Origin of the sequence: Tsukamurella conjunctivitidis, assembly GCF_007858475.1 — a bacterium.
GTDB lineage: Bacteria > Actinomycetota > Actinomycetes > Mycobacteriales > Mycobacteriaceae > Tsukamurella > Tsukamurella conjunctivitidis.
In genome coordinates, this window is sequence record NZ_VIGX01000004.1 from 285,938 (window position 1) to 300,032 (window position 14,095).

Below are 14,095 nucleotides of genomic sequence, written 5' to 3' on the forward strand. Positions count from 1 at the left end.
GTCCGCGGGCCGGCGGCGGAGTGATCCACGCGGTACCGCGTCGGTGACGGAACCTGTCGGTCGATGTCACTACCCTGAGGGGCGACCTACGAGGGGGTGAAGGGCATGCGTTTCGTACACACGGCGGACTGGCAGCTGGGCATGACGCGGCACTTCCTCGACGCGGATGCGCAGGCCCGCTTCACCGATGCCAGGCTCGATGCGATCTCCCGGCTCGGGGCCGTCGCCGCCGAGCAGGAGGCGGAGTTCGTGGTCGTCTGCGGTGACGTCTTCGAGGACAACCGGCTCGCTCCCGGGGTGATCGCCCGCAGTCTCGACCGGATCGCGGCGATCGACCGCCCGGTGTACCTGCTGCCCGGTAACCACGACCCGCTCGACGCCGCGTCGATCTACACCTCCGAGGTCTTCGCTCGGCACCGGCCGGCCAACGTGGTCGTCCTCGACACCCCCGGCGTGCACGAGGTGCGCCCGGGTGTCGAACTGTTGGCGGCCCCGTGGTTCTCGAAGCACCCCACCGGGGATCCGCTCACCGAGGCCGTCGCCGCGGCCGCCCCGCCCGCCCCGGGCGTGATCCGCATCGCGGTCGGGCACGGCGGCACCCTGCCGGTCGGTGCGCAGGATCAGCGGCTCATCGACGTGGCGGCGCTGTCGGAGCGGATCACCGCGGGCGAACTGCGATACGTCGCGCTCGGGGACCGGCACTCGGTCACCGAAGTGGCGCAGGGAATCTGGTACTCCGGTGCCCCCGAGGTCACGAACTTCGACCACAAGGAGACGGGCTCCGGCTCGGTCCTCGTCGTCGACGTCCCCGAGGAGGGACCGTCGACGGTGACCGCGGTGCGGGTCGGTACGTGGCGCTTCGCGTCGCGGGAGTTCCCGCTGTCGTCCGAGCGCGATGTGGCCGCGGCCGTCGGCGCGCTGTCCGCGCTCCCCGACAAGGACCGCACCGTGGTCAAGGTGGGCTTCACGGGCACCGTCGGGCTGGCGGCGAAGGCCGAGCTGGATCGTGAGATCGAGGCCCTACGGGCGCGGTTCGCGGCCGTTGAGCTATGGGAACGCAAGACGGACCTGGCGGTGCTGCCGGGCGAGTCCGAGCTGGAATCTCTGGAACTCACCGGCCCGGCCGCCGCCGCTGCTCAGGAACTGTTGGGCGTCGCCCGCAGCGGTGGTGAGCGGTCCACCGATGCGTCCGGTGCGCTCGCTCTGCTGTACCGGCTCACTCGCCAGGAGGTGGGTGCATGAGGCTGCATCGCCTGGCGGTCAAGGATTTCCGCGGCGTCGAGGAGCGGGAGCTGGCCTTCGCCGACACCGGCGTCACGCTGCTGCACGGCCCGAACGAGGCCGGCAAGTCGTCGATGGTGGAGGCGCTGCAGCTGCTTCTCGAGGTCAAGGCCACGTCGAAGGCCCAGCGTGTGGAGGCGGTGTGCCCCGCCCACCGCGACGCCGGCCCCTTCGTGGAGGCGGAGCTCACGGTGGGCCCGTACCGCTTCGTCTACGCCAAGCAGTACCACCGCCGCCCCGGCACCGTACTCACGGTGCTCGAGCCCACGCCCCTGCAGCTCACGGGCGGCAGCGCCGAGTCGTGGGTGGCCGAGCAGATGCGCGCCCACGTGGACGGCGACCTGCTGTCGGCGCTCACCGTGCTGCAGGGCCCCGGCCCCGGCCAGCCCTCGCTGCGCGACAGCGCCGCCTTCGCCAAGGCCCTCGATGCGGCCTCGGGCGGCGCGGGCGAGGACGAGCCGGGTGCGGAACGCCTGGCCGAGGCCGTCGCCGCCGAGCGTGCCCGGTACTTCACGCCCACGGGACGTCCCACGGGCGAGCTGTCCGCGGCCCGCACCCGCGAGACCGAGGCCCGGAAGGCCCTGGAGGCGGCCGAGGCCGCGCTGCGCGAGGTCGACCAGGTGGTGGAGCAGCACGCGCTCGCCTCCGCGCGCCTGGCGGCGCTCGTCGATCGACGGTCCGCCGCCGCTGCGGCGTTCGATGCCCTCGGTGCCGATCAAGAGCGGATCTCCGCGCTGCAGGCACGGCTCGCCCAGTCCCGAGCGGCGCTCGAATCCGCCACGCTGCGCGAGCAGCACGCGGGCGATGCGGCCAACCGCCGACGCCGCCTCGTGGAGCAGCAGGGAATCGCCGTCGATCGCACCGCGCAGGTCCGCGTGCTGCGGGACCGAGCGCTGGCCGACCGCGAGGTGCTCGCCGCCGAGGCCTCGTGGCTCGAGACCACCGTGCACGAGCTGTCCGCCGTCTCCGCCGACCGGCGGGAACGGAAGTCGCAGGCGCAGTACGCGGTCGACTACGCCCGCGAGTCGGTGGGGCATCAGCGCCTGGTCAAGCGCATCGAGCAGGCGCAGCTGCTGGGCAAGGACGTGGAGGATGCGCGGAACCGGCTGGCGGGGAACCCCATCGATCGCCGGGCCCTGCAGACGATCGCGGTCGCGGAGCAGCGGTACGAGAAGGCGCAGGCGCGATTCTCGGCGCTGGCCGCCACGCTCAAGCTCGAGCGGCTGGGCTTCTCGGACGTCCTCGTGGACGGCAGCAACATCGGCGAGGAGCCGGTGGAGGTCGTCGCGGGCAACGGGATGGTGATCGAGGTGCCGGGCGCGGTCCGGATCGAGGTCCTGCAGCGCGGGGAGAGCGCCGATGCGGCCGCCGAGGTGAAGGCCTCGCACAGTGCCCTGCTCGCGGCGTGCCGCGATGCGGGCGCCGCCGATGTGGCGGAGGCTCGCGAACTGCACGAGCAGCGCGAGGCCATCGAGATCGAGATGCAGGAGGCGCGGATCGCGCTGGCCCACGCGCTCGGTGAACACACCCTGCCGGAGTTGCGCGAGCTCGCGGAGGAGTCGGCCGAGCGGATCGTCGCGCTCGAGGCGGCAGTGGACGCAGAACTCCTGGCGGTCGATCCCGAGCGGGCCAAGGCCAACCTGATGGAGGCCACGCAGGCCGAGGTCGAATCGCGCGGCGAGGAGCGGCGCACCCGCGAACAGCTGGGGCAGAAGCAGCAGGAGCTGCACCGCGCGAGCACCGATGCCCAGGTCGCCGCGGACCGACTGCAGCACTTCGACAATCGCGCCTCGGAGCTCTCCGCCGAGCTGGAGCGGGCGCGTGCGGAAGCCTCCGACGACGCGCTCGGCGCCGCGGCCGACGAGGCTGTCGCGGCGCGCGAGGCCGCCGCCGCGGATCTCGCCGAGCACGAGCGCGCAGCCCGCGAGGCGGACGTCGCGGGCTTCGCGGCCCGGTTCGCCGAGGCGCGCACGACAGCGGAGCGGGCACGCGCGGCGGAGGCCGCGGCCCGCGAGGACCTGGCCGGCTTGACCGGGCAGCTGCAGTTGTTCCAGGCGGACGGACGCCGGGATCGGCTCGATGCCGCGGAGGCCGAGCACGTTCACGCGGAGCGCGCCCTGACGTCGGTGGAGGAGCGGGCCCGCGCGGCGGCGCTGCTGCACGAGACGCTCACCGCGCACCGCGACGCGCGCCGGGCCAGGGTGCAGGCGCCGTACCAGCGGGCCCTGGAAGAGCTGGGCCGCACGGTCTTCGGCGATCCACTCACTATCACCGTCGGGGACGACCTGACGATCGCCTCCCGCACCGTCGACGGGGTCACCGTGCCCTTCGAGTCGCTGTCCGGCGGCGCGCAGGAGCAGCTGGGCGTCCTCAGCCGGCTCGCGTGCGCCCGCCTGGTGGACGGTGCCGACGGCGCGCCCGTCATCTTCGACGACGCCCTCGGCCACAGCGATCCGGCCCGGCTCGGCGCGATGGCGGACGCCCTCGTCGAGGCCGGCCGCAGCGCGCAGGTGATCGTCTTCAGCTGCGTCCCGGGCCGTTTCGACGCCCTCCGCGGCCGCGACGGCGTCACCGAGGTCGCACTCGGCTAGCGGCTGGGAAGCCCCCACCTGCAACGATCGCCCCGCGTGTCGGCAGGCTGAGCCGATGGGGTTCAACTACATGCCGTTCGTCTTCCTCGGCATCGTCGCCGTGGTGGTCGCCGCGATCGCCGTCGCCGTGGTGCTGATCGTGAAGGCCGCGAGCAAGCCCGAACAACTCCCCCCGCGGCCTCCATACCAGCCCGGGCCTTACGGTCAGCAGGGACCGGTCCAGCCCGGCCAGCAGTCCTTTCCCCCTTCGTCGCAGGATGGTCACTAAGCTCGCGATTGTGGCCGGCCGATCGCATTCCGACGAGCACTACGTCCTCGATCTGTGCGACGAGGTGCTCGGAGTCGCCGGGCACCGTCAGGCCCGGTTCGATTGGCTGCGTGGGGACGCGCCGCGCAACAGGACTCGCGGCGTTCCGCTCCCTGTTGACGGGTACTGGGAGGTCCTGGGGCTCGTCGTCGAGTTCCAGGAGGAGCAACATTCGCAGCCGAACCGGTTCTTCGACCGGCGTGAGACGGTGTCCGGCGTCGGCCGTGGCGAACAGCGGCGGATCTACGACGCGCGCAAGCGCACGCTCATCCCGGAACATGGACTGCGGCTCATCGTCATCGAGAAATCGGCGTTCGAGGTGAGGTCGAAGCGGATCGTGCGGGATCGCGCCAGCGATATCTCCGTCGTCCGTGAGCACCTCGCCGGTCCATAGATTTCACTTCCGACTCCACGTTCGATCATGTGTCGCCAGATCGAATATCGGCGTAGAATCGCGGTAGCGAATGGAGGTGAATCCATGGCCGAGAAGAACGCTGCTGCGGAGTATCTCGATGCACTCGCGACATTCGAACAGGCGGCGGAACGGCTCGCCGCGATGAACCCCGTGATGCTCTCCTCCACGGAGGTACTCGATGGGCTGCGCCGGCTCGAGCGCGCCGCCCGGAAGGTGCCCAGCAGCCAGCACTGGCTCACCCAGGTCGGTATCGAGCAGGGCCTGCCGGCGCAGCTCGGGTATACCGGTGTCAAGGAGATGCTGGTCGATCAGCTGTACCTCGCCGGCGGGGAAGCGGTCGATCGGATCCGGGGTGCCCGCTCGCGAGCACCCCGGCAGACGCACGGAGTTGCGTCCGAACCCAAGCTCCCGGTACTCGCCGGTGCGCAACGCGACGGACTGATCTCCGAGCGGCACGCGGTCTCGATCGAGAAGGCCCTCGACAAGTGCTCGCACAAGCTCACCATGCCCAAACTTCATGACCTGGAAGACATGCTGGTCACCGCAGCGGTCGGCGGCTGCACCCCGGATGACATCGCGATGCTCGGGCGACGCGCCTACGAGCACATCGATCCCGACGGTGCTGAACCCTCGGCCGAGGACATCGCCCGTGCCCGCGAGCTGAGCATCGGCAAGCAGGGTGAGGATCTGATGTCCGGCGTCGAAGGCGTGCTCTCACCCGAGGCGAGAGCGCTGATGGACGTGGTCTTCGAAAAGCTCGCCCGCCCAGGCGTGAACAACCCGGATGACGTCGATGCTCCGGTCGATATGGACGACGCCGATGCCGTAGCCGCGGCGGCCAAGCGGGACAGGCGCACCACGGCGCAACGCAACCACGACGCCCTCGCCGCCGCCCTGCGTGCAGCGATCGGATCAGGGCTTCTGGGGCAGCACCGGGGCCTTCCGTGCATCCCGATCATCACGCTCAGCATCGACCAGCTCGAGTCCGAGACCGGCATCGCCACCACCGCTACCGGCGGGCGACTCCCTGTCGAGGACGCATTGCGGATGATGGGCGCCAACCCCAAATACCTCCTGCTGCTCGACGTCGCCGGACGCCCGCTGTACCTGGGCCGGGAGAAGCGTCTCGCCTCTGCCGATCAGCGGATCGCGCTGTACGGGTCTGAGAAGGGCTGCAGCGCACCGCGCTGCGACGCCCCGGCCACCCGCTGCCAGGTCCACCACACGACCGAGTGGAAGGACGGCGGCCGCACCGATATCACGGTCCTCACGCTCGCGTGCGATGCCCACCACGGCAAAGTGGTCCCCAGCGGCGACGCGATCCGCCGGGGATTCGAGACGGTGACCATTCCCGACGGCGAGGAATTCGCCGGCCGTACCGGATGGCACCGCACCGCCGACCCCGACGGCGCCTTCCAGGTGAACCACCGGCACCACGCCCACGAGTTGTACCGGCTGGCACAGGAGCACCACCGGCAGCGGCACCAGCAGTACTCCGACGCCTGGCGCGAACAGGACGAACGCGCCCTGTACCGCGATTTCGTCGGCACCATCCACGACGACATCAGCGCGATGCTCGACGGACCGAACGGTCCGCCGATCCTCGAAGCACTCCTCGCAGAGCACGAAGCGGACAACGCCTGGCGCCTCGACCCTCCGTCGTGGGTATCCCTCGCGGCCTGAACCGGTCGTGGCCTGACGTGCCCATCGAAGAACCCCGGCGTGGGGGTCGGATGGGCGTCGGGGCAGTCGGCCATGCCAGCAGCCACTGCGAGTCCACCGCGCCAGTGAGGGTTCGTCCGGCTCCCCGCCCGCGGTGGAGAGGTTGATGCAGCGTGAACTCAGACCTGCTCGCGCAGCTTGAACTTGAGCACCTTGCCCGCGGGGTTGCGGGGGAGAGCGTCCACGACGTGCAGGGCGAGCGGCAGCTTGTACGGCGCCAGCGAGTCCTTCGCGAACTCGCGGACCTCCTCCAGCGTGAGCGAGGTCTCGGGCTTGAGCGCGACGATCGCCGTCACGGCCTCGCCCCACTTCTCGTGCGGAGTACCGATGATCGCGACCTCCGCGATTGACGGGTGCCGGTACAGGACGGACTCGACCTCGGCGGGGTAGACGTTCTCGCCGCCGGAGATCACCATGTCCTTCACACGATCCACGACCGTGACGTACCCGTCCGAATCCTGTTCGCCCACATCGCCCGTGTGGAACCAGCCGTCCGCGTCGATCGCGGCGCCGGTGGCGTCCGGGTTCTGCCAGTAACCGGGAGTCACCTGGGGGCCGCGCACGCAGACCTCGCCGCGCTCCCCGGCGGGGACGGGCGCACCGTCGGGCCCGAGGAGCGCGACCTCCGAGAGCGGCAGGATGTGGTGGCCGGCGGCGCCGATCTTGCGGGCGGTGTCGTAGACGTCCATGACGAGGGCGAGCGGCGCGGTCTCGGTGAGCCCGTAGCCCTGGCAGAACGGGATGTTCCGGCCGTTGTACAGCGCGATGAGCGGCTCGGGGACGGGCGCGCCGCCGCAGATGAACTGGCGGACGGTGCTGAGGTCGGTGGTTTCGAAGGTCGGCGCCTGGCTCATGAACAGGAACATCGCGGGGACACCGAACATGCTGGTGACGCGGTGCTTCTCGATGAGAGCGAGCGCCGCGGTGGGGTCGAAGGCGGGCAGGATGACCAGCTGCCCGCCCTTCTGCAACGTGATGAGGGTGGTCACGTTGAGGCCGCCGATGTGGAAGAGCGGCGCCGCGACGAGGCTGATATCGGTGGACACGGTGTCGAGGCTGAGCAGCGCGTTCATGTTGTTCCAGAACATGTTCCCGTGCGTGAGCATCGCGCCCTTGGGGCGGCCGGTGGTGCCGGAGGTGTACATGATCAGGGCGAGGTCGTCCTCCGCGGGCGACTGCGGCTCCGCGATCGGCGCACGGTCGGCGAGGAGCCCGTCGAGCTGCTCCCAGCCGTCCACCGGCTCGAGGGCGATGGCCCGCATCAGTCCCGACGCGGCGCGCACCGGCTCGACCACGGCGGCGCGGTCGGCGTCGGCCACGAGGGTGTGGACGCCGGCGTCGGTGAGGATGTACTCGAGCTCCGCCGAGGTCAGGCGGAAGTTCAGCGGCACGAAGACCGCGCCGGCGCGGGAGGCGGCGAACATCGTGGTGAGGAAGTCGGGGTGGTTGAAGCCCACGTACCCCACCCGGTCGCCCGTGCCGACGCCGCCCGCGACGAGTTCCGCCGCGAGCCGGTCGACCCGGTCCGCGAACTCCCGGTAGCTCCACGTCGTCTCGCCGTAGGTGATGGCGGGGCGGTCGCCGCTGACGGCGGCGCGGCGGGCGATCCAGGATCCGAGGTCGACGGCGGGGCGAGCGGGCATGGTGACTCCTTGCGGGCGCGGTGCGAGCGATTGCGTGCATCCTCGCCGCCGCCGGGCCGGGTCCGGGGGCGATTCGCCGGATTCTCAGGTCCGACGGTGCCGCACCTCGCGGTGGGAGCGGACCACGCCCGCCGCGCGACAGCCTCCGCCGCCGGGCGCGGCCGCTCAGGCCGGGCCGGCGCCCGTGTTCTCGCTGCGGGCCTTGAGGGCGGCGAGGCCCTTCTCGAAGTCCTTGCCGGCGAACTTGTCCATCGGCACGATCCTGCCGATCAGCGAGAACAGCCCGCTGGTCTCACCGGTCATCGTCCAGGTGACCGTCACGGCGTCGCCCGTGGGGACGATGTCGAAGCGCACGTGGTTGTGCGACGACATCGGCTTGAGGAACTCGAGGTCCACGTCGACCGAGCGGCCCGGCTCGACCGCGGAGATCGTCATCCGGCCGGCGCCCGCCTTGCGGTTGCCGCGCCAGGCGTAACTCGCGCCCGGCCCGCTCGACGGGCCGGTGTACTCGCGGTGCAGCTGCGGGTCGAGACCCTCCCAGGGTGACCAGTGCCGCCATTCGTGGAAGTCGGCGATGAGCCCGTAGACGGTGTCGGCGGGCGCCGCGATCTCGGTGGATCGGGTGACGGTGAAGGCGGTCATGCGGGCAAGAGTACGGCGCTACCGCAGCCGGAGCGCGGCGAGCGCGACGATCACCAGCACCACGGTCAGTCCCGTGAGTCCGGCGGTGAGGCCGGCGGCTGCCGCGATGCCGCCGACCAGCAGCGGACCGCCGGCGTCGCCGAGCTCGCGGCCGATCTCGGCGGAGCCCATCGTCTGCCCCAGTCGTTCCTTCGGGGAGTTCTGCGCGAGGTGTGCGAAGCCCAGGGGCGTCACCAGGCCCACGCCCGCGCCGATCAGCACCGCCGCGACCACGATCCCCGTCGGACCGGGGATCGCGACGGCGATGAGGCCGAGCGCGGCGAGGAGGAGCCCGGAGGCGAGGCCCGCACCGTCGGACAGCTTTCCGGCATCGCGCGCGCGACCGGCCCGCGGTTGGACCAGCGACGCCGTGAGGGCGAGCACGGAGACGACGGCGCCGGTGAAGAGGGGACCCATTCCGTGGTCGGATCCGGCGACCGGGAGGAAGCCGACGCCGACCGCGAGCACTCCGGTGGACGCGGCGAGCGCCGAGGTGGGAAGCAGGAACGAGCGGGAGCCGAGACGCCGCGCCAGATCGACCACGGTCTGTCGCTGCCGCGGCAGGGGATCGAGCACCGGTACGGCTCCGAACGCCCACGCCGCGACCAGCGCGGCGACGCCGCCGAGCACCCCGAACAGCAGGTTGTAGCCGCCCGCCCAGATCAGCGCGCCACCGAGCACCGGACCCAGCGTGTAGCCGAGCCCCTTCCATGCGCCGTAGCTGCCGAACGCGCGGCCCTGCGCGGTATCGGGGGTCAGCCGCGAGACCATCGCGCTGGCGGCGGGCGAGAAGGCGGCCGCCGCTGCGCCCTGCGCGAACCGGGCCCCCGCGAGGAGCCCGGGGTTGCCCGCCACGACGAACGCCGTCGAGGCGATCGCGAAGGCGACCAGCCCGCCGAGCAGAACCGGTCGCGGCCCGATCCGGTCCGCCAGGGTGCCGAAGATCGGCTTGAGGAGGACCTCGGCGCCGTCGTAGAGGGCGAGCAGGACGCCGAGCGCCAGGAGCTGCGAGCCCACCGACCCGGTCAGGCCGCCAAGGCTCGCCGCGATGCTGTGCGCGCCGAAGGCGGTGGTGAAGCCCGCGGCGTAGAGCGGGAGGAGGGCGCGCCTGTGCGTCGTCGCGGTCACGAGGGGAACCTAGCAATACGGCGTGCCGGGACCGTCACCGCAGAGGCCGGTGACCGGTTCGCCTCATTACACTCGCGGGCATGACTGCTGCACCCGATACGACGTCCGGCCTTCCCGCGTCCGGCCTCACCGCCGCGCAGGTCGCGGAGCGGGTGCGCGACGGACGGGTGAACACGCTGCCGAATCGCTCCGGCCGGAGCACCTGGGACATCGTCCGCGCCAACGTCTTCACCCGCATCAACGCGATGCTGGGCGTGCTCTTCCTGCTCGTGCTGTTCACCGGGTCGCTGATCAACGGCCTGTTCGGGCTGCTCATCGTGTTCAACTCCGGAATCGGCATCATTCAGGAGCTGCGCGCCAAGAAGACCCTGGACTCGCTGGCGATCGTCGGGCAGGCCCGTCCGGTGGTGCGTCGCGACGGTGCCGCCACCGAGGTCGCGCAGTCGGACGTCGTTCTCGACGACGTGATCGAGATCGGTCCCGGCGATCAGATCGTCGTCGACGGCGAGGCGATCGAGTTCGAGGCCCTCGAGGTCGACGAGTCGCTGCTCACCGGTGAGGCGGACCCCGTCGACAAGCAGCTCGGCGACGAGATCTTCTCCGGCAGTTTCGTGGTCTCGGGGTCCGGCGCGTACCGCGCCACGAAAGTCGGCGCCGACGCCTACGCCGCGCAGCTCGCCGACGAGGCGAGCAAGTTCACCCTGGTCAACTCCGAGCTCCGTTCCGGCATCGACAAGATCCTGCAGGTGATCACTTGGCTGCTGGTCCCGGCCGGCGTCCTCACCGTCTTCAACCAGCTGGTGATCTCGAAACAGGAACTGAACCAGGCGATCCTGGGCATGGTGGCGGCGCTGGTCCCCATGGTTCCCGAGGGGCTCGTACTCATGACCTCCATCGCCTTCGCGGTCGGCGTCGTGCGGCTCGGGCGGCGCAAGTGCCTCGTGCAGGAGCTGCCCGCCATCGAGGGCCTTGCCCGCGTCAACGTGGTGTGCGCCGACAAGACCGGCACGCTCACCGAGAACGGGATGCGGCTGTCGGAGGTCGACGTGCTCGACGGTGAGCGCGCCGACATCGAGACCGCGCTGGCCGCGGTGGCCGCCCTCGATCCACGGCCGAACGCGAGCGTGCAGGCGATCGCCGAGGCCTACCCCGACGCTCCGGCCTGGCGCGCAGCGGGCGTGGCGCCGTTCAGCTCCGCCAAGAAGTGGTCCGGGATCTCGCTCGCCGACGGCGATGTGTCGCGCGGCAACTGGATCCTCGGCGCCGCCGACGTGCTCCTCGATCCCGAGTCCGACGGTGCGCGGCGCGCCACCGAGCTGGGCTCGACCGGGCTGCGGGTGCTGCTGGTCGCGTCGACGGATGTGGCTGTGGACACCGAGGTCGATGGGCTCGAGGCGCCCGGGAACCTGGTGCCGCGCGCGCTGATCGCGCTGGAGCAGCGAGTGCGCGTCGACGCCCGTGACACCCTCGACTTCTTCGACGCGCAGGGCGTCGCCGTGAAGGTGATCTCCGGCGACAACGCCGTCTCCGTCGGTGCGGTGGCGCATTCGCTGGGGCTGGGCTCGCCCGATTCGTCGGTCGACGCGCGGAAGCTGCCGTCGGACAACGACGAACTCGGCGAGGTCGTCACCGACAACGTGACGTTCGGGCGCGTGCGGCCCGACCAGAAGCGGGCGATGGTCAAGGCGCTGCAGTCGCGCGGCGACACCGTCGCCATGACCGGCGACGGCGTGAACGACGTGCTGGCGCTCAAGGACTCCGACATCGGGGTCGCGATGGGATCCGGCAGCTCCGCTGCCCGGTCGGTCGCGCAGATCGTCTTGCTGGACAACAAGTTCGCGACTCTTCCGTACGTGGTGGGGGAGGGGCGGCGCGTGATCGGCAACATCGAGCGCGTGGCGAACCTGTTCCTCACCAAGACGGTGTACGCGGTGCTGCTGGCGTGGCTCGTGGGCCTGGCCGGCCTAGGTGCCAAGATCTTCGGATTCGCCGCGATCTCGTACCCGTTCCAGCCGATCCACGTGACGATCTCGGCCTGGTTCACGATCGGTCTGCCCGCCTTCGTGATGTCCTTGGCGCCCAACAACGAACGGGCGAAGACCGGCTTCGTCTCGCGGGTGCTGAAGCTGGCGCTGCCCTCGGGCGTGGGCGTGGGCATCGCGATCTTCCTGTGCTACCTGGTGGTGAACCCGGGCGGGTCCGGCGCCTCGCTGGGCGGTAAGGCGGCGGCGCTCAGCGTCGAGCAGATCCAGGCATCGACCGCGGCACTGATCACGCTGCTCATCGGCGCGCTGTGGGTGCTCGCGATCGTCGCGAGGCCGTACACCTGGTGGAAGGTGACCCTGGTGGGCGTCTCGGTGCTGTTCTACGTGGTGCTGTTCTCGATCCCGATCGCGCAGGAGAAGTTCTTCCTCGACATCAGCGACCCCACCACCGTCGGTACCGGGTTCGCCTTCGGCGGTCTCGCGATCGTGCTGGTGGAGGTCTTCCGCCGGGTGGCGCCCTCGCTGTTCGCGCGATTCGAGCACCGACGCGGCTAACGGAGCCCCGGGGCCGGTGTGGTCCACGCCGACCGCGCTGCGGCTCAACTGGTGACCGTGGTGGTCCGGTTCCGGCCCGCGGTCTTGCTCTCCTTGAGGGCGTGATCGGCGCGGTCGTTGAGGTCGTCGAGCAGGGCCGACACGATGCGCTTGGGCCGCCCCGCGGGGGCGGGATCGACGTACACGAGGCCGATGCTGAGCGATACCGAGCTACCGTCCGGCAGCCACACGGGATCCCGGTGGATGTCCTCGCCCAGGAATGTCGTGTCACGTTCGGGATCCGCACTGATGACGGCGAACTCGTCGCCGCCGAGGCGGCCGACGACAGCGTTCGCCGTGGTACCCGCGGCGATGAGGCTCGCGACGTTGCGAAGCACCCCGTCACCGACGGTGTGGCCGAAGCGGTCGTTGATGGTCTTGAACTCGTCGACGTCGATCGCCGCGACCACCATCGCGCCGGGCGTCCGGTGCAGCAGGCGATCACCCGAGAAGGCGAACCCGCGGCGATTGAGAATGTTCGTGAGCGGATCGAGGGACGATTCGAGCAGCTGCTTACTGAGCAAGCGCTGCGTCTCGACGGTGTACCGCCGGAGCAGCGCCACCACCGCGTTCGCCACGACGATCGCGACGATCACCTCGAGCGCGACGGTGGTCGGGTTGAACCCGGCGGCGAGCAGGCTCGCACCGAGCGCCAGGATGACCGTCGTCGAGAAGGCGATGTGGAGGGACATGACCCGGCCGTCGACGAAGTGCGCCACGTAGGCGCCGATCACGGCGAACAGCCCCGTGCCGATCAGGGCCGCCTGGGCGTTCTGCATGCACAGCACCACGCCCGCCAGGCCGAGGTCGGCGTACGCGACGAAGGCGATGCTGCCCTTGTTCCGCGCTCCCTTGGACCACCACGCCCCACCGAGCGGTGTCCTGGCCACGATGGTCGCCGCGGGGATCACGCTGAGGCAGATGAGCCCGATCGTGATCCGCCGCCATGGGCTGTCGCCGGCGCCGTCGGGAATGACCATGGTGACGGATCCGAACGCGCCGAACGCCACGGTCAGGGCGGCGATCGCATACCGCCACACCCTGTCCTGCATCTCGATACGGCGGAGAAGGTGGCGCGGAACCCCGTCGGTGAGAGTCTTCTCCATGGCGGTCATCGTCCCACGGTGCCGACTCCGCATTTCCGAATTGCAAAGCTTCCCCATCGAGAATCTTATGGCGGCTGGAGCAGTTTCGAGGAGCCGCCGGTTCGGCGAAAACCTCTCGGACGACGCCGAGTTCGTGGTCGGTGCGGTCGTAGGAGGGCGGGAGCGACGGGCTGCCCCCTGTCCGCCGGATCGCTCGAGAACGGACGGATCGTGCTTGGCTGAAACGATGGATCGGACCACGGAGCTCGTCGCGCAGCTGCATGCCATCACATCCGAGCTCGGCGAGATCCACGGCCGACGTTTCACGCCGGATGGCCATCTCGTCGGCACTCTCGGGGAGGTACTGGCGGCAACGATGTTCGGGCTCACGCTCGTGCCGCCGTCCATGAAGGGCTACGACGCCGTCGACCGCGACGGACGGAAGGTCGAGATCAAGGCGACCTACGGGACGAGCGTCGCGCTGCGCGCCTCCTCGCACCGGGAGGCCGACGACCTGCTCGTGCTCCGGCTGGATGTACGCGCCGAGCCCGAGCTGGTGTTCTACGGGCCGATCGCCAGGGTCGCGGAACGGCCGGTGCAGTCCAACGGGCAGTTCTCCGTGGCGCTGTCGACGCTCCGGCGACTGAATGAGTGAGGCTCGGG

The 14,095-nt window shown here is 70.7% G+C and carries 11 protein-coding genes; 7 read left to right on the top strand and 4 right to left on the bottom strand.

Translation table 11 applies throughout. From position 1 onward, the window contains the following. Positions 1 to 105: 105 nt before the first annotated feature. The 5 genes from FK530_RS10490 to FK530_RS10510 all read left to right on the top strand — a co-directional run bounded on the left by FK530_RS10490 (position 106) and on the right by FK530_RS10510 (position 6,277). The gene (locus FK530_RS10490; RefSeq protein ID WP_146486947.1) at positions 106 to 1,242 is read left to right on the top strand and encodes a metallophosphoesterase family protein; all 1,137 of its coding nucleotides are present in this window, start codon (positions 106 to 108) and stop codon (positions 1,240 to 1,242) included. Next, on the top strand, positions 1,239 to 3,872 hold the full coding sequence (locus FK530_RS10495) for an AAA family ATPase (protein ID WP_146486948.1): 2,634 nt from the start codon (positions 1,239 to 1,241) through the stop codon (positions 3,870 to 3,872). Before FK530_RS10490 ends, FK530_RS10495 begins: the two co-directional genes overlap by 4 nt. Positions 3,873 to 3,927: 55 nt before the next feature. Next, a complete protein-coding gene (locus FK530_RS10500) occupies positions 3,928 to 4,140 on the top strand; it encodes a hypothetical protein (protein ID WP_146486949.1) in 213 nt (70 codons plus the stop codon). 10 nt (positions 4,141 to 4,150) lie between these two features. Then, entirely contained in the window at positions 4,151 to 4,573 is a 423-nt protein-coding gene (locus FK530_RS10505) for a hypothetical protein (RefSeq protein WP_146486950.1), read from the top strand. An 84-nt stretch (positions 4,574 to 4,657) separates the two neighbouring features. Beyond that, complete coding sequence (locus tag FK530_RS10510; protein ID WP_146486951.1) at positions 4,658 to 6,277, top strand: HNH endonuclease signature motif containing protein; 1,620 nt, start codon at positions 4,658 to 4,660, stop codon at positions 6,275 to 6,277. Between the two features lie 158 nt (positions 6,278 to 6,435). On the opposite strand, the gene FK530_RS10515 is transcribed toward FK530_RS10510, so the two are convergent. The 3 genes from FK530_RS10515 to FK530_RS10525 all read right to left on the bottom strand — a co-directional run bounded on the left by FK530_RS10515 (position 6,436) and on the right by FK530_RS10525 (position 9,768). Next, on the bottom strand, positions 6,436 to 7,959 hold the full coding sequence (locus FK530_RS10515; protein ID WP_146486952.1) for an acyl-CoA synthetase: 1,524 nt from the start codon (positions 7,957 to 7,959) through the stop codon (positions 6,436 to 6,438). A 165-nt stretch (positions 7,960 to 8,124) separates the two neighbouring features. Next, positions 8,125 to 8,601 carry an SRPBCC family protein gene (locus FK530_RS10520; RefSeq protein WP_146486953.1) on the bottom strand — a complete coding sequence of 159 codons (477 nt, stop codon included), beginning with the start codon at positions 8,599 to 8,601 and terminating at the stop codon, positions 8,125 to 8,127. A gap of 18 nt (positions 8,602 to 8,619) precedes the next feature. Further along, entirely contained in the window at positions 8,620 to 9,768 is a 1,149-nt protein-coding gene (locus FK530_RS10525) for an MFS transporter (protein WP_146486954.1), read from the bottom strand. 80 nt (positions 9,769 to 9,848) lie between these two features. Here FK530_RS10525 and FK530_RS10530 point away from each other — a divergent pair, with 80 nt between their 5' ends. Next, entirely contained in the window at positions 9,849 to 12,308 is a 2,460-nt protein-coding gene (locus tag FK530_RS10530; RefSeq protein ID WP_146486955.1) for an HAD-IC family P-type ATPase, read from the top strand. 44 nt (positions 12,309 to 12,352) lie between these two features. Here the strand turns inward: FK530_RS10530 and FK530_RS10535 are convergent, their stop codons facing one another. Beyond that, entirely contained in the window at positions 12,353 to 13,462 is a 1,110-nt protein-coding gene (locus FK530_RS10535) for a GGDEF domain-containing protein (protein ID WP_158645074.1), read from the bottom strand. A gap of 217 nt (positions 13,463 to 13,679) precedes the next feature. Between FK530_RS10535 and FK530_RS10540 the strand changes: the two genes are divergently transcribed. Further along, on the top strand, positions 13,680 to 14,087 hold the full coding sequence (locus tag FK530_RS10540; RefSeq protein ID WP_146486957.1) for a DUF6998 domain-containing protein: 408 nt from the start codon (positions 13,680 to 13,682) through the stop codon (positions 14,085 to 14,087). Positions 14,088 to 14,095 lie beyond the last annotated feature (8 nt).